Raw genomic sequence first — 15,541 nt, 5'->3', positions numbered from 1 at the left:
TTACACTTTCATCCGCGTCACCGTTCGGGCTTCCGTATCATAGAGACACCATTCCCTGTCGAAGATGACGGCTCCGACATTGATGACATACCGCTTTTTCTTCAAATGGAATGGGATCCCGATTTCCCAGGGCAGAGATCTCCCTTTCCGGTAAATCCCTGGGATATGACTATGTCCGATGAAGACGAGCGGATACTTTCCTTTCTCGACAATCGGTTCCCAGTCCTCGTTCCACTTGACTTGATGCCCATGTAAAAAGCGCGCCTCACCAAGGGTTGTCTGTTCCGGTAACAAGGAAATCCGTGTTTTCACAGGGTGGTCGATGACGAGCACCTCGTCGATGCGCTCCTCCTGATTGCCTCGTAGACTCGGGAACGTCAGCAGCGCTTCATAGTTCGGGTCATACGTCACGACCTCCTCCACATGATGAAAGCGCTCGTGGCGTCGTTTTTTGCCGATGTGGCATTCGTATAGGTCGCCGAGACAGAGAATATGTTCGGTTTCCCGCCGGACGTCATCGAGAATCGCCTTTAAATCATCAAACGAACCGTGTGGGTCACTGATGATGGCGAGTTTCATCGGAAGTTCGTGAATTGGGCGTCGACAGACAACTCGAGCTCACGAACCAGCTGCATGACAGCTTGAAGGTCGTCACGCGATTTACCCGTGACACGGATTTGATCGTCTTGAATTTGCGATTTGACTTTTAGTTTTGATTCTTTGATGGCGTTGTTGATTTTTTTCGCGTCATCTTTGTCGATCCCGCTCTTCAATTTCACGCGTTGACGAACCGTGCCACCGAGAGCACCCTCTACTTTTTGATAATCGAGGTTTTTGGTCGGAACACCGCGTTTAATCAACTTCGTGATTAAGACGTCCTTTAATTGCTCAAGTTTATAGTCATCATCCGAGATGAGGACGAGGTCGCCATTGTCGAGCGACATCTCACTTTTTGATCCTTTAAAGTCGTAACGGTTTAAAATTTCCTTCTCCGCGATTTGAATCGCGTTCTTCACTTCTTCAAGATTCATTTCCGACACGATATCGAAAGAATTGTCTTTTGCCATGTTTCATCCATCCTTTGTGTGGTTTTGTTATAATGATAGCAGATTTGAAGCAGTGAAGGAGTGAAGAGATGGAACGTACAATGGATCAACATACACATGCAGACTTAGATCACGTTGCCTATCACGGGAAAGACCTTGGGGTGACGTTCAAAGGGGAACAGATTCGACTACGTGTCTGGTCTCCGGTAGCGGAACAAATGTCGGTCAAGTTATATCGCACAGCCCGTGCACGTAAGTTTGAACGACTCGAGCTCGAACCGGCTGAGAAGAGGACTTGGGTCATTGAACTCGACCGCGCCCTGTTCGAAGGTCAATTTTATGTATTTGAAGCAATGATTGATGGGAAAAAAGTGGAATCACTCGACCCTTATGCAAAAGTCGTCGGAGTGAACGGGAAACGTGGATGCCTGCTTGACCCGGCATCCTTGAACCCTGACCATTGGATCAAAGAACGTCCGCTATTCAATTCTTCACAAGAGGCGGTCATTTACGAAGCGCACGTCCGTGATTTGACGAGTCATCCGGAAAGTGGCGCCACGCATCGTGGGAAGTTCTTAGGCATGACTGAGACGGGAACGACGACAACGAGCGGATACCCGACCGGACTTGACTACATCACATCGCTCGGTATCACGCATCTTCAGTTGATGCCATTCTTTGACTATGGATCGGTGAATGAATCACGCGAGAGCGAAGATAACTATAACTGGGGATATGACCCGGTACATTATTTTGCGGTCGAGGGATCGTACGCCTCGTCAGCAGATGATCCGGCGACACGCATCATCGAATTGAAAGCGATGATTCAAGCCCTCCACGATCGAGGCATCCGTGTCATCATGGACGTCGTCTTTAACCATACGCACGATGCGTTGACGACACCGCTCGGTCAATTCGTCCCTGACTACTATTATCGACTAAATGAGGACGGGACACTCGCGGACGGTTCGGCCTGTGGGAACGACACGGCATCTGAGCGTGCGATGATGCGTAAGCTCATGGTCGAATGTGTCACGTATTGGGCGAAAGAATTCATGATCGATGGGTTCCGTTTCGACTTGATGGGATTACACGATGTGAAGACGATGAATCAAATTCGGAAGGCGCTTGATCGCGTCGACCCATCCATCCTTGTCATCGGAGAAGGTTGGGATTTGGACACGCCACTCCCTGTCCGTAAAAAAGCGAATCAACACAACGCCCATAAAATGCCACGAATCGCGCAATTCAATGACGGGATTCGAGACGGCGTCCGTGGAGACGTGTTCATCGAGGACTTGCCAGGTTGGGTGAGTGGGAATACAGACATGACGGCTGACGTGAAACGTGGGATTGCTGGCGGAATCACGAGCCAAAGTTTTGCTGATGAACCGAATCAGGTCGTCAACTACGTTGAATGTCATGATAACTTGACGCTTTGGGACAAGTTGTCCGTGACGAATCCAGAAGATGATGAGACGACACGTCGTCGCCGTCATCGTTTGGCGACGTCCATCGTACTCCTGGGGCAAGGGATTCCGTTCCTTCATAGTGGACAAGAGTTTTTCCGCACAAAAGATGGGGACGAGAATAGCTTTAACTCAGGTGAGGTCGTCAACCGTGTCGACTGGACACGAGCTGAACAAGAAGCGCCAAGTGTGGAATATGTGAAAGGTCTGTTGCGTCTGCGGAAGCAGTATCCGCTCTTCCGACTCGAGAACACGGAACAGATTCGGAAACATTTGCGTTTCTTCGATGAAGAAGAAGGTGTGATTGCATTCGAGTTGAGCCGTCACGTCGAAGGGTATGTCGAACGACATGTCGTGTACCATAACGCGCTAGAAGAAGCGGTCGAGGTCAAACTTCCATCTGGTAAGTTTGAAGTGAACGTGGAAGACCATACGGTCAATTTGACGGCGCCGCGTCAAATCGAAGACCGTCATATGATGGTCGCGCCACTGTCGACACTCGTGGTGACGGAACGTCGTCCGGACTACAGCAAATACGCTGTTGCCGGTGGTGCCGCACTCGCCGTGCTCGGTGGTCTCTGGTATGTGTCGAAGAAACGGAAGCGTAAAGAGCAGTAACCAAAAAGGAGGCGGGTTAATCCGTCTCCTTTGGTGTGTCTTCCTCTGATTTCGATGCTTCGAGTTGCATCATTTTTTGGACAAGAATGTGTTTCGGCATATGCATCAACTCTTCGAGCGGAACGTTTAACTTTTTCGCAAGCTCGACGGCTGTCTCTGGTGATAACTGTAATGGGCGCATGGGTAGACTCCTTTCTAAATCATCCATCTATACCGACAGTATACAGGAAAATCGAAAATGTGTTGAACGAACACATTCAAAATCGAATTTCGTTTCGGTCGTTGCTAAGCTGAAAATAGGAAGTGATCAAATGTACAAACAAACAGCAGACTTTCAATTTCATCAAACGATCGAATGGCTAGAACGTGTCGGTGAAGGTTGGATGTTGTACTTGGCGCAAACCGGATTTTTGTTCTTTGACGAGTCGTCCCAAATTCGCTGGGAAATTGACTGGGCTTGGACACCGTGCGCCCTATATGTGGAACCGAATGCCACGCGTGCCGTGGCATGGTTCCGAGAAAAAGGACTTTACGGAGTGATTGATTTACAAAAAGGACAGATGGAGACGCATGCGATTCCACAACGTTTTAATGGTGACTGGTTTAGTAATTTGCACTATTGGCAAGGAGATGACATCTTCTTATATTCAGCCGAATCGGATGTCGTGGCGTTGAATCTCCATGATCATACGTTTCGATATAGTCGTTATGAAGAAGTCCCGGTTTTTGGGGACATCATCGAGCTGGCGTATCAGGGGACGTATGATTTTGAACGATTCACACCTGACACATGTGTGACGGTATATGATGAAAACACGCATCACTTTTTAGTCGAAAATGTGAAAACGAATGAAAATTGGCGTATCCCATATCAAGGAGACCGCGAAACGGTCATTCTCGATCAAGTCGGGGAAACAACGGCGATCACCTCGACTGAATCATTCCAATTGTTTCATCGAGAGCAAGAACTGTTTTGTTCATCGGTGTGCGCGGACAACCAATTACTGAAGGTCATGCTGTTAGATGACCGAGGGGATCGACTCGTCGTCTTATCCGCACCACCGCGATTTTGTCATAGTTGGCTGCAAGTTTTTGAACGACAAGAATCCTGAACCAGAAACAGGTTCAGGAATTTTTTGTGAAGTGATGATGAATGGAGAAAGAAACGGGAAGTAGATGGTTAGACAGGGAGGAGTGACGAGGATGGAATGGTTAGGTAGGCAGTTGGTTCGCTTTCGATATGTAGTACTACTCGTTTGGACGATTTTACTCGCGGGATCGGTCTATTTTGGGCTTCAGCTCCCGGGTGAGTTGAGAGGAAACGGCTTCGCCATTCAAGACGGACGGTTTCAACAAGTAGAAGATACGTTGAATGAACGGTTTGATCGTGCTGGCGCCTCGATGATCGTACTATTCGAAGGCGGAGATTTGGATACGGTCATGGACGAACAGCAAGAACAATTGGAGACGATTCGGTCGGTTGATGGCGTGATTACTCCATCCGAGAATCCAGATGCCCGTTCAGGAGACGTCGCCTATTTCGTGCTTGAGTTTGAAGACTATGAAGCGGCCGAATCTTCGATTGCTGCGGTCCGTGATGCGCTTATCACAGACACGGATACAGAAGTGCGCTTGACTGGGGAACCGGTATTTGCGGACGACCTGAATGAGGCATCGAAAAATGACTTGATTCGGGCGGAGTTGATTGGGATTCCAGTCGCACTGGTCGTATTATTACTCGTTTTCGGAACGCCGCTCGCGGCACTCATGCCGTTGCTCGTCGGACTGATCACGTTCATCGTAGCGGCGGGGTCTCTATTCTTTTTTGCGCAAAACATGGAATTATCCATATTCGTCTTGAACGCCGTGGCGATGATTGCCATTGCGCTCGGGATTGATTTCTCATTGCTACTCGTCAACCGCTATCGTGAAGAGTTGACGCGAGGACAATCGAGAGAAGAGGCGATCGTTCGAACTGTTGCAACGGCCGGACGTTCGATTCTCTTTTCAGGACTATGTGTATTCGTCGGGTTGGCCGGTCTACTCTTTATCCAGGTCGATGTCTTCCAGGCGGTCGCACTCGGTGCGCTTATTGCCGTCGCAGGGGCGGTTTTGTCGGCACTGACCCTCCTGCCGTCATCTCTATACTTAGTTGGGGATGCATTGAATAAAGGACGAATCATCAAGTCTGATGAGACAAAATCAGAAAGACGTTGGCAAAAACTCGCGCGTTTCGTGATGAGACGTCCTGTGACGATGACGCTCATTGCGTTATTGTTACTTCTGCCAAGTCTCTGGTTCGTTCGCGACTTGGAGTTAAATATTCCAGATGCCGACGCGCTCCCGACTTCCTATGAATCACGGGCGGCACTTGAACGCTTTGACGAAGTGTTTGGAGAAAATTCAACCGATGCCGTCATTCTGTTTGAAGCGAATGATCTGACGGATCCGATGATCTTAGAAGAACTGACAATGCTCACGGACGACTTGAACGAAGTGGACATTGTCGATAACGTCTCAACCTTTTTGACGACGTCCGGTTTGACACCGGAAGCTTTCACACAGCTCGTCGAGGCGGCACCAGAACAACTCGCTCCGCTTGAACGACTTGTGACCCTTGACGGGAACACAGATTTGGCACTCGTCAATGTGAGCTTCGATGTACCGCCGAGTGACAAGGAAGCACAGGCATTTGTCCGCGATTGGCGAGACCAAGGATTTGAGGTCGGTGGACCTGCTGCCTTTAACGAAGAAATTTATGATGAAATTTATGACAGCATCCCATATGCGGTGATTACGGTCATTTTGGCCACATTCTTCATCCTCATGTGGGCGTTCCGCTCCATCTTGATTCCGATTAAAGCCATTCTCATGAACGTGCTCGGCCTCGGAGCGACGTTCGGCTTACTCGTCATCATCTTCGAATCCGGTTATGTATATGACGCGGAAACAATCAGTATATTGACACCGGTCTTTATCTTCTCGCTCGTCTTCGGATTGTCGATGGACTATGAGGTATTCCTCGTTTCACGAATCGAGGAATATTACCGCGAGACAGGTGACAACGACTATGCGACAGAGATGGGACTGGCCAAAACGAGTAAAATCATCACCTCGGCCGCGATCATTATGATTGTCGTGACGGGTGCGTTCGCCTTCACGGGTGTCAGTCCGATCAAACAGCTCGGTGTCGGGATTGCCCTCGCCATTTTCATCGATGCGACGATTATCCGGATCCTGCTCGTTCCGTCACTCATGAAGCTGTTCGGGGATTGGAACTGGTGGTGGTTCGGCAAGAAGCATTTACCGAAACGTAACATGCACTAAAGGTAAAATTCATGAACTGAATCAAAGTGTGTGGTAAACTACGTACAAGATTACGCGCAATTTGAGAAAGGAAGGTCTTTATGGATACCGAGAGGACGTGGCCTCTGTTCCAACTTCCGGACTTCTAGCGTTGAATGATCACCATGACGTGTATCAATCAACAAACGGAAGATCGGAGATGGAACAGATGGAACCGCAGCTACGACTGAGGATCCTCCTCTCCGTCAAGAACGGGGAGGACAATCGGAATGAAACGAGTTGCTACCATAGTGCTCGGAACGCTGATCATGGCGTTCGGTTATTATTATTTGAATGAACAGTTTGGTTTGGCGGAAGGTGGATTCGTCGGGTTATCGCTACTCGGTCGCTATTTATTTGATATCGACCCGGCGATCTCGATGATCGTGCTCGACATCCCATTTTTTATCATCGCATTGTGGTGGAAAGGATGGCGCTTTGTCGGACAAGCGGTATTAGCCGCTTCGTCCCTTTCGCTCAGTTATGCGATGTGGGACCGTCTCGATTTGCTCACATTTGAGATTCAAGTATGGCCAGCGACGTTATTCGCTGCCATCGCGAGTGGGATTGTGACCGGGTATGGTCTCGGTCTCGTCTTGAAGTCAGGCGGAGCGACCGGAGGCGACGATTTATTCGCTCTCGGATTGTCGAAGTGGACAGGTGTGTCGGTCGGTACGATTTTAATTATTTTTGATGTGATCGTCCTTGGGATTTCACTCATTTATTTACCATTATCGAACGCGTTGTATACGCTGATCGCGGTATCAATCGCCGGACGAGTCGTCACTAAGATGCTCGTCGTCGACGAACCGAAAGCGACACCTGTCGTACCAAATTGGACACCAAAAAACGATCTCGCGTGAGGTCGTTTTTTTTAGTTCATCGAAGCGGCGACGTCAAACAAGTCCTGCATCGAGAGTTCATGTCCTTTGTAGTCGATTGCATATTCAACACCATCTCGTTGCCAGCTGAGAATGGTGAGTGCCTCGATTTGATTAAAATATACAGGAGAATCTTGAATGGTTTGAGAGTATGTTTCCCACTGTTCTGTATGGTGCCATCCGAGCTCCGTAGTTGCCCATATGGTCATAGATTCCTCTTCGTTTTCATAGACGAGTTCGACTTTCCCTAGGCTGACAAGATGTGCGTATTCAGTCTCTGCAACAAAAGGAAGGTGTGTGGGACCGTGAACCTCGAATGGAACGAACGCTATCGTTGCTGGAATTGGCAAAGGAATTTCGCTTCGGCCGATGAAAAACAGAACGAAACTCATACCGAGGATACACTTGAAGATAAACCGACTTTTTCGATTTTTTGGTAGGAAAGACATGATCAAATCTCACCTCACTGAACAATTTGTACACTTTCATTTAGTATAGATGAGATATTTGGTTAAAACATACAATAAATAACTTTTTGTTTGCTGAAGATGGTATCATGAAGGATGACTAGAAATGAGAGGTGCATCTTATGAAGAATCGAAAGATCGTAAATTTTAGTATCCTCGTGTTGCTTATGGCAGTGATGGTAATCAATAATCTCGAAGAAATGCACACGTTCAAGACAGTAGTGAACAGTCTGGCGATTTTGACATTGTCTGTTATCGGTATTGTATACGCGATACAATACACGCAAAACAAAAAGAGAGTCATGTGAGGAGATAGGTGGCTGAGGCTACCTATTTTTCTTTTTCGTTATTTGTGCTAAACCTCACAGCGCATGCTGTCACCATCCATTACACTAGTGGATGAAGGAGTGATAGGTGATGAAATGGATGATTCCAACACAACATGGGGCATGGTCGATGCTCATTTTGCCGTTCGTTCTTGGAGGAACGGTCGGAGGATGGACGTGGACACATGTGCCTTTTGCCATCGCATGGCTATTTGTTTATATGGGGACGTTCTTCTTGTTCCAATACATCAAACAACGTAAGAAATCGCGTGAGCTATTACGCACAGTGGTGATTTATTTGATGATTGCGATCTTAGCCATCATCCCAGTCTTATGGGTACAATGGCATCTCATCGGGTTCGCGTTCGCGATGATTCCATTCGGTCTCGTGAACGCCTATTTTGCCAACATCAAAGATGAGCGGAACGTGTGGAACGATGTGAGTGCAGTCACGTCATTCTGTATCGGAGGAATGGCGAGTTATTACCACGGGGCACACATCTTTGATGAAACGATTATATGGGTATTCGTTTTGCCATATCTTTATTTCCTCGGAAGCATCTTTTTCGTCAAGACGATGATTCGGGAAAAGAAGAGCATCGTGTATCGGAACCTTTCGTGGGGATATCATATGTTACTAATCAGCGTATTCATTGTACTCGGATATCCTCTTCTCGCATTGGCTTATGCACCGAGCCTGATACGCGCTGTTTGGTTTTATGGCAAAAAGATCCCGATCATGAAGATTGGGATCTTGGAAATCGCGAACTCTGTATTTGTACTGACATGTCTTACAACATATCTTCTGATTTAGTTCGTAGACGACGAGGTACTGGCGATAACGGCGGCAGTTGTAGCGGCAGTCATTGCTTGTTGCATCGCCAGCAAATGGGCAAACGTCCCGTGCAACAATAAGTCATTTGCCTCTCCAGTGATGTGATCGGCAGCTACGAGTTGAAGCGCGACAAGTACGCTATGCGTATTAGACCAGCGTTGTTTTTCTTTTTCGGCATTCACAATTTCTTGAATGGCATGTATGACATCCGCATTCGGTTCTGCGACAATGCTCAGCAAGGCGAGCGCAGGCAAGTGTTCACGACGAATGGATATTTGTATTTCATCTAAATGTGATTTCCAAGCGAGTAGTCGGGACACCGCTTCTTCTGCGGAAGAGTCGCTGAACGTCAGAAGATGTGAGACGAGCTGTAGTTCGTTTGACTTCGGTAGTCGGTCTTTCAATAACGTATAATGCTGCTCGATACGCTCGTTCAAATCGATGACATCATCAAACGCTTGAACGAGAACGAGCGACGATAACAAGTCCTCCTCGCTCGTCAACCAGGGATGATGTTGTTTGAACGTTTGATATAAATCAGTCGCCTCATCGAGTCGGCGCTCAGGATCCTCTACATTAATCAGTTGATTTGCTAAAAAGGGTCGCAACGAACTGAAACGGAAGTGTTTGCGGTCGAGTAACGTATCGAGACGGAGCGCCTCGTCGATGGCAGTTCCGATGTCCTCATACTTGGCATCAAGAAACGAGAGCCAGACGAGGTTTTGACTGCCTCGAAACTTTGAGAACATCTTCGTTTTTTGTTTCAATGTATCGCGTGCGATTGAAAAGCGAGATGCCTCGAACGGGGTGTCGTGAATCGCATAATGAATGGCCATCAAACGTCGGAAGTCATCTGTCAGTTCCCATTTCGTCGCCTCTTTAATGGCGTCTAACGCCTCTACATATCGATCATAACGTGTCATATCGAATCGCCTCCTTGGTCAACCATACGAGCTACAATAAGAAGATGTTTCAAAAAAAGCCGCCCGGAACAATTTCCGGACGGCTTTTGATTATTGTACTTGTGTGTAGAGCTTTTGCATGTACTCGTTCACTTCGTCGGCCGCTTGGAACATCATGAATGAATGTTGCAAGATGATCTCTGGCGAGAAACCGAGGTCTAGGTCGAGTGTAGATGCGAGTGTGACATCACGATCGCTGTCGAGTACGCAACGGAAGTATTTGAACTCCTGGTTGAACTCGTTCAAGGCATTTAGAATCGGTAAGTCTTCTACATAGTCTGGGACGTGCGTTACGGTCGCAGCATACAACTCAGCGTCTGTCGTCTTTTTGTTAAAAGCGATAATCATAACGGGCTGAGCCCCGGATTTTGTTGTTTCACGCGTCAAAAACGTGACGTGCGTTTCAGTGTCGCTCTCTTTGAACGTCATGTTGCGTTCAGTGGCGAGCGCTCTAAATGATTCTACTTTTTCTTCGAAGTTCACAAGGAAATCCCCCTTAGTAAGTCGTTACTCTAACTTTCCCCCATTTGGACGGGGAAAGCAAGGGGAACTAGCGTTTCATCAACATTTTAATGGCTTCTTCGACCGTTTCGGACGTATCTTCGCCATCTGCTTGCGCTGTGATGATGCATTGCTCTAAGTTCTTGGCCACGATAATCGTCGAGGCGCGGTCGAGTGCAGAACGTGCGGCACTTAATTGCGTCACCACATCACGACACTCCTTGCCTTCTTCCATCATGCGGATGATGGCGCGAATTTGTCCTTCCACTCGTTTCATGCGATTCAATACTTTCGCATCGTATACATACGGTTCCATATCATTCACCTCTATAGGAAAAATTGTTCAGTTACCCAACTATTTCTTGTGTAGGCTCATCTTAATACATGGGGGAGTATGTGTCGAGCATCAACTACTTTATAAAGGCGGGATGAAAAATTCTACATTTCGTCAAACTTATTTCTTGCATTTGAATACCTAAGGGGGTATATTAATGACGTGGAAGCGAAATGTTCAATAAATCACAAACTTTATTGAGCGCCAGCTACCAAGCCGAATGGTATAGATTGAATCGAAAATAGAGAGGTAGATTAATGATGAAAGCATCTGCTTTAAAACGTCAAATGGACTTTGAAGTGCCTGTAAACATTGTCGACGTTCGTGAACGCGACGAGTTTCAAGAAGCGCATATCGAAGGTGCTAAAAACTATCCATTATCAGAAATGACAGAGTGGATCGATACACTCGATCCTGCTGAAGAATATGTCGTCCTTTGCCGCTCGGGTGCACGCAGCACGCAAGCAACTTGGCAAATGGAGGCAAAAGGCTATAAAGTGGTCAATATAGAAGATGGCTTGATGAGTTGGCCAGGAGAAGTCGTCAGAGGAGGAAATGGACAATGAGTAAAAAAATCGTAATCGTCGGTGGGGTAGCAGGTGGTGCATCTGCAGCTGCACGACTCCGTCGTTTGAATGAAGAAAATCAAATCGTCATGTTCGACCGTGGGGAATATATTTCATTCGCAAACTGTGGTCTTCCATACTACATCGGGGACGTCATCCAAGACCGTCAAAAATTGCTCGTCCAAACGGTCGAAGGAATGAACAAACGTTTCCAACTCGATATCCGTAATTTGACGGAAGTCGTTAATATTAACCGTGATGAGAAAACGGTGACGGTTAAGCACGTCCAAACAGGTGAGACGTACGATGAGTCGTATGATGTCCTCATCCTTTCACCGGGAGCGAAACCGATTCGTCCAAACATCCCTGGAATCGACGAAGCAGAAGACATCTTCACACTTCGCAATATTCCAGATACAGATAAAATCCGTGGCTATGTCGATGACAAAGCACCAAAACACGCGACTGTAATCGGTGGGGGCTTCATCGGGATTGAGATGGCAGAAAACCTACGTGAGCGTGGCGTTGACGTCACCCTCGTCGAGATGGCAGACCAAGTCATGACACCGCTCGACCGTGAGATGGTCGCACCGATCCATGAACATTTACGTCTTCATGGTGTTGAGCTTCAATTGTCTGATGGTGTTTCTTCATTCTCTGAAAAAGGGAAGAAAGTTCATTTGACGAGCGGTCGTGTCATCGATACAGATATGGTCATCATGTCGATCGGGGTTACGCCGGAGTCAACGATTGCCCGTGAAGCAGGCCTTGAAACAGGTACGCGCGGTGCGATTCGTGTAAATGAAAAAATGATGACATCTGACCCGTCGATTTACGCGATTGGAGATGCGGTCGAAGTGCTCGATTACGTCTTCCAAGAACCAACCGTCGTCCCACTCGCATGGCCGGCGAACCGTCAAGGTCGTCTCGTTGCCGATATCATTAACGGCCGTGACGTGAAATATAACGGAACGATGGGAACAGGAATCGCGAAAGTGTTTGATATGACGGTCGCATCGACTGGTTGGAACGAGAAACGCTTAAAAGCAGCCGGTAAGACGTATGAAGCCGTTCACGTGCATCCAGGTTCGCACGCCGGATACTATCCAGGATCGACGCCAGTATCGCTCAAACTCTTATTCCACCCGACAACTGGTGAGATTTACGGTGCACAAGGTGTCGGTATCAACGGTGTCGACAAGCGAATCGACGTCATTGCGACAGCGATGAAAGGCGGTTTGACGGTCCTTGATCTTCCTGACCTCGAACTCAGTTACGCACCACCGTTCAGCTCGGCGAAAGATCCGGTCAACATGATTGGATACGTCGCCTCTAACGTCGTACTCGGTGATAATGAAGTCGTGCATTGGGATGAAATCGATGAGCTTGTGAAAAATGGGGCGACGCTACTTGACGTCCGTGACGAATCAGAACATGAACTTGGGAAGATTCCAGGATCCATCAATGTCCCACTTAACTCATTACGTGAAAACTTAGACAACTATGACCGAAGCGAAACGATTTATGTGACGTGCCAAGTCGGTCTTCGTGGATATCTCGCATCACGCATCTTGCGTCAAAACGGCTTCAAGGTGAAAAACTTGAGCGGTGGCTACAAAACATGGTCACAAATCAATCGTGATTTCGAGGCGCTTGAAGAAGCGAACACATCAAATGAAACAGCGGCTACCGTTGTAGAGGAGGAGCCAACACAAATGACGAACGCACCAATCGGTGAAGCGGTCGTGTTAGACACATGTGGTCTACAATGCCCGGGACCTATTTTAGAAGTGAATAAAAAAGTCGCAGAACTCGGAGAAGGCGAAACACTTCGTGTACTCGCAAGTGACCCAGGGTTCTTTGCCGATATCGAAGCATGGGCGAAGAAGACAGGTAACAAACTTGTCTCGAAACAATTCGTCAATGGACGAGTCGAAGCCATCCTTCAAAAAGGACAAGGACCAGCTGCACCACAAGCAGGCGCTCCAGCAGGAGACGGCGCGTCAATGGTCGTCTTCAGTGGTGATCTCGACCGTGCGCTCGCATCTCTCATCATTGCGCAAGGCGCTGCGGCGATGGGGAAAGAAGTAACGATGTTCTTCACATTCTGGGGACTCAATGTCATCCGCAAGCCGGACGCACCTGAAGTGAAGAAACAAGGTCTTGAGAAAATGTTTGGCATGATGATGCCAGGGCATGCTGGCGAACTTCCACTCTCGAACATGAACTTCGGTGGTGTCGGCCAGAAAATGATGAAGAAAGTCATGAGTGACAAGAACGTTCCTTCTGTTGAAGAAATGATCAAGTCAGCTCAAGAGGCAGGCGTGAAGATGGTAGCCTGCACGATGTCGATGGATGTCATGGGTATCAAAGAAGAAGAGTTGATTGAAGGTGTCGACCTTGGTGGTGTTGCGGCGTATCTCGGCGCAGCAGAGGGCGGTAACTTAAACCTCTTTATCTAAATAGACTAGGCGATGGATCGGGTTGCGCTGAGCAATTCCGATCCATTTTTTGTTTGTAAGGTTGAATCGAATGAATGCCCCGCCTATTCAAAAAAACGAATTAATATTGCAATTTTCGTATAATTTACCTATAATTCTAGTCATGTTAAAAAAGTTGACATGACTTTTTCTGTTGAGATTTTTAGAGTGATGGAGGATTAGTATGGAGAAATTTGTAGAGAACCTTGTTTCGCAGGCGAACGACTTGTTATGGTCGCAAGTGCTCATCGTTGTTCTTGTCGCATTAGGTATTTATTTCACAGTCCGCATGGGCTTTGTTCAGTTCCGCATGATTCCTGAAATGTTCCGCCTTTTATTTAAAGAAGGCACAGCGCGTGAAAAAGGCCAAGTGTCTTCGTTCCAAGCGTTCGCAATCGGAACGGCGGCACGTGTCGGAACAGGAAACATTGCCGGTGTGGCGACAGCGATTGCGCTAGGTGGCCCAGGGGCAGTCTTTTGGATGTGGCTCATCGCCTTGATCGGAGCGGCGTCTGCATTTGTCGAGAGTACATTGGCACAAGTGTATAAAATCCGTGACGGACGCACATGGCGCGGAGGTCCGGCTTACTATATGGAGCGTGCGCTCGGTCAGCGTTGGCTTGGTATCTTGTTCGCGATTTTAATCACGTTCTCATTCGGATTCGCGTTCAACTCTGTTCAGTCGAACACGATTTCACTTTCTGTGAGTAACCAGTTCGGTATCAGCACGACAGTCGTGGGGATTGTCCTCGCAATCATTACGGCAGTTGTCGTATTCGGTGGTATTCAATCCATCGCGCTCTTGTCGAGTATTATCGTTCCAGTCATGGCGGGTGGCTACATTTTACTCGCGATTTGGATTATGGTGACAAACGTATCCCTCTTACCAGACGTCTTCAGCCTCATCTTCTCAGAAGGAGTTCTTGGAATTGAGCAACTCTTCGGCGGTGCGATTGGTGCGATGGTGCTCCAAGGGATCCGTCGCGGTCTCTTCTCGAACGAAGCAGGGATGGGTTCTGCGCCGAACGCCGCTGCGACAGCGGAAGTGTCACACCCTGTCAAACAAGGGTTGATCCAATCGTTCAGTGTATTTGTCGATACATTACTCGTTTGTACGTCGACAGCGATGATCATCTTGATCTCAGGTGTAGCGGGTTCAGAATCGTTCGCTGGTGTCGAATTGACACAAGCTGCGTTGACAGCGGAAGTCGGTTCAGTAGCAACATCGTTCTTGACGATTGCGATCTTCTTGTTCGCTTTCAGTTCGATTCTTGGAAACTACTACTACGGCGAGACGAACATTCAGTTCATCTCGGATAAAAAAATCTACGTTACACTCTATCGCATCGGTGTCGTCGGGATGGTCTTGTTTGGAGCGGTCCGCTCTGCAGGCCTCGTCTGGTCGATTGCTGACGTGTTCATGGGGCTCATGGCGCTCGTCAACTTGTATGCAATCTTCCGTTTGGCGAAAGTGGCTCGAGCCGTCCTTGATGACTACTTGGCACAGCGCCGCGAAGGAGAAGACCCAGTATTCTATGTCGATTCGGTCGAAAATCTTCCTGGCCGTGAATATATCGAGGCTTGGGAGAGCGAAACAGAAGAACAGCAAACAGGAACAGGTCGTTCTTAATGAATCGAACCGTCTACGAATTTTCGTAGGCGGTTTTTTAATGTTTATAAGACGGGTAATGTCATAAAAAAGGGGGCGTTC

At 47.9% G+C, this 15,541-nt stretch carries 15 protein-coding genes; 8 read left to right on the top strand and 7 right to left on the bottom strand.

The window, feature by feature from the left end:
* Nucleotides 1-579 carry a metallophosphoesterase family protein gene (locus tag KNO91_RS10680; RefSeq protein WP_214817885.1) on the bottom strand — a complete coding sequence of 193 codons (579 nt, stop codon included), beginning with the start codon at nt 577-579 and terminating at the stop codon, nt 1-3.
* Nucleotides 576-1,067, bottom strand: coding sequence for a YajQ family cyclic di-GMP-binding protein (locus KNO91_RS10675; RefSeq protein ID WP_214742658.1), 492 nt, complete (start codon nt 1,065-1,067; stop codon nt 576-578). Before KNO91_RS10675 ends, KNO91_RS10680 begins: the two co-directional genes overlap by 4 nt.
* Nucleotides 1,068-1,135: 68 nt before the next feature.
* On the opposite strand from KNO91_RS10675, the gene pulA reads away from it, so the two are divergent.
* A complete protein-coding gene (gene pulA, locus KNO91_RS10670) occupies nt 1,136-3,133 on the top strand; it encodes a type I pullulanase (RefSeq protein ID WP_214817883.1) in 1,998 nt (665 codons plus the stop codon).
* Between the two features lie 16 nt (nt 3,134-3,149).
* Here pulA and KNO91_RS10665 read toward each other — a convergent pair whose 3' ends face one another.
* A complete protein-coding gene (locus KNO91_RS10665; protein WP_214796128.1) occupies nt 3,150-3,314 on the bottom strand; it encodes a YycC family protein in 165 nt (54 codons plus the stop codon).
* A gap of 130 nt (nt 3,315-3,444) precedes the next feature.
* Between KNO91_RS10665 and KNO91_RS10660 the strand changes: the two genes are divergently transcribed.
* The 3 genes from KNO91_RS10660 to KNO91_RS10650 all read left to right on the top strand — a co-directional run bounded on the left by KNO91_RS10660 (nt 3,445) and on the right by KNO91_RS10650 (nt 7,341).
* On the top strand, nt 3,445-4,245 hold the full coding sequence (locus KNO91_RS10660) for a hypothetical protein (protein WP_214790383.1): 801 nt from the start codon (nt 3,445-3,447) through the stop codon (nt 4,243-4,245).
* Between the two features lie 91 nt (nt 4,246-4,336).
* A complete protein-coding gene (locus KNO91_RS10655; protein WP_214817882.1) occupies nt 4,337-6,460 on the top strand; it encodes an MMPL family transporter in 2,124 nt (707 codons plus the stop codon).
* Nucleotides 6,461-6,708: 248 nt separating this feature from the next.
* The gene (locus tag KNO91_RS10650; RefSeq protein ID WP_214790386.1) at nt 6,709-7,341 is read left to right on the top strand and encodes a YitT family protein; all 633 of its coding nucleotides are present in this window, start codon (nt 6,709-6,711) and stop codon (nt 7,339-7,341) included.
* 11 nt (nt 7,342-7,352) lie between these two features.
* On the opposite strand, the gene KNO91_RS10645 is transcribed toward KNO91_RS10650, so the two are convergent.
* Entirely contained in the window at nt 7,353-7,709 is a 357-nt protein-coding gene (locus KNO91_RS10645; protein ID WP_214817880.1) for a hypothetical protein, read from the bottom strand.
* Between the two features lie 534 nt (nt 7,710-8,243).
* Between KNO91_RS10645 and KNO91_RS10640 the strand changes: the two genes are divergently transcribed.
* Entirely contained in the window at nt 8,244-8,966 is a 723-nt protein-coding gene (locus KNO91_RS10640) for a YwiC-like family protein (protein WP_214817879.1), read from the top strand.
* Here KNO91_RS10640 and KNO91_RS10635 read toward each other — a convergent pair.
* The 3 genes from KNO91_RS10635 to KNO91_RS10625 form a co-directional block, all read right to left on the bottom strand.
* Entirely contained in the window at nt 8,963-9,910 is a 948-nt protein-coding gene (locus tag KNO91_RS10635) for a DUF4003 family protein (protein WP_214817878.1), read from the bottom strand. The two genes, KNO91_RS10640 and KNO91_RS10635, sit on opposite strands and share 4 nt — an antisense overlap.
* 90 nt (nt 9,911-10,000) lie before the next feature.
* Entirely contained in the window at nt 10,001-10,432 is a 432-nt protein-coding gene (locus KNO91_RS10630; RefSeq protein WP_214817877.1) for a type III secretion system chaperone family protein, read from the bottom strand.
* Between the two features lie 67 nt (nt 10,433-10,499).
* On the bottom strand, nt 10,500-10,766 hold the full coding sequence (locus KNO91_RS10625) for a metal-sensitive transcriptional regulator (RefSeq protein WP_015880529.1): 267 nt from the start codon (nt 10,764-10,766) through the stop codon (nt 10,500-10,502).
* Nucleotides 10,767-11,044: 278 nt separating this feature from the next.
* Here KNO91_RS10625 and KNO91_RS10620 point away from each other — a divergent pair, with 278 nt between their 5' ends.
* From KNO91_RS10620 to KNO91_RS10610, 3 genes are all read left to right on the top strand, one after another.
* Entirely contained in the window at nt 11,045-11,350 is a 306-nt protein-coding gene (locus tag KNO91_RS10620) for a rhodanese-like domain-containing protein (RefSeq protein ID WP_015880530.1), read from the top strand.
* A complete protein-coding gene (locus KNO91_RS10615) occupies nt 11,347-13,812 on the top strand; it encodes a CoA-disulfide reductase (protein WP_214796138.1) in 2,466 nt (821 codons plus the stop codon). The genes KNO91_RS10620 and KNO91_RS10615 overlap by 4 nt, the downstream gene beginning before the upstream one ends.
* A gap of 202 nt (nt 13,813-14,014) precedes the next feature.
* Nucleotides 14,015-15,460, top strand: coding sequence for an alanine/glycine:cation symporter family protein (locus tag KNO91_RS10610; RefSeq protein WP_214817875.1), 1,446 nt, complete (start codon nt 14,015-14,017; stop codon nt 15,458-15,460).
* The last annotated feature ends 81 nt before the right edge of the window (nt 15,461-15,541 follow it).

This window comes from Exiguobacterium sp. s59 (assembly GCF_018617475.1).
Lineage (GTDB): Bacteria > Bacillota > Bacilli > Exiguobacteriales > Exiguobacteriaceae > Exiguobacterium > Exiguobacterium aestuarii.
The sequence above is the reverse complement of the archived record's forward strand: the minus strand, read 5'-3'. Positions and strand labels throughout refer to the sequence as shown.

What these genes read in the sequence shown, in the direction of transcription:
- KNO91_RS10680 (WP_214817885.1), bottom strand. Translation starts at nt 579, where the DNA reads ATGAAACTCGCCATCATCAGTGACCCACACGGTTCGTTTGATGATTTA.
- KNO91_RS10675 (WP_214742658.1), bottom strand. Translation starts at nt 1,067, where the DNA reads ATGGCAAAAGACAATTCTTTCGATATCGTGTCGGAAATGAATCTTGAA.
- pulA (WP_214817883.1), top strand. Translation starts at nt 1,136, where the DNA reads ATGGAACGTACAATGGATCAACATACACATGCAGACTTAGATCACGTT.
- KNO91_RS10665 (WP_214796128.1), bottom strand. Translation starts at nt 3,314, where the DNA reads ATGCGCCCATTACAGTTATCACCAGAGACAGCCGTCGAGCTTGCGAAA.
- KNO91_RS10660 (WP_214790383.1), top strand. Translation starts at nt 3,445, where the DNA reads ATGTACAAACAAACAGCAGACTTTCAATTTCATCAAACGATCGAATGG.
- KNO91_RS10655 (WP_214817882.1), top strand. Translation starts at nt 4,337, where the DNA reads ATGGAATGGTTAGGTAGGCAGTTGGTTCGCTTTCGATATGTAGTACTA.
- KNO91_RS10650 (WP_214790386.1), top strand. Translation starts at nt 6,709, where the DNA reads ATGAAACGAGTTGCTACCATAGTGCTCGGAACGCTGATCATGGCGTTC.
- KNO91_RS10640 (WP_214817879.1), top strand. Translation starts at nt 8,244, where the DNA reads ATGAAATGGATGATTCCAACACAACATGGGGCATGGTCGATGCTCATT.
- KNO91_RS10635 (WP_214817878.1), bottom strand. Translation starts at nt 9,910, where the DNA reads ATGACACGTTATGATCGATATGTAGAGGCGTTAGACGCCATTAAAGAG.
- KNO91_RS10625 (WP_015880529.1), bottom strand. Translation starts at nt 10,766, where the DNA reads ATGGAACCGTATGTATACGATGCGAAAGTATTGAATCGCATGAAACGA.
- KNO91_RS10620 (WP_015880530.1), top strand. Translation starts at nt 11,045, where the DNA reads ATGAAAGCATCTGCTTTAAAACGTCAAATGGACTTTGAAGTGCCTGTA.
- KNO91_RS10615 (WP_214796138.1), top strand. Translation starts at nt 11,347, where the DNA reads ATGAGTAAAAAAATCGTAATCGTCGGTGGGGTAGCAGGTGGTGCATCT.
- KNO91_RS10610 (WP_214817875.1), top strand. Translation starts at nt 14,015, where the DNA reads ATGGAGAAATTTGTAGAGAACCTTGTTTCGCAGGCGAACGACTTGTTA.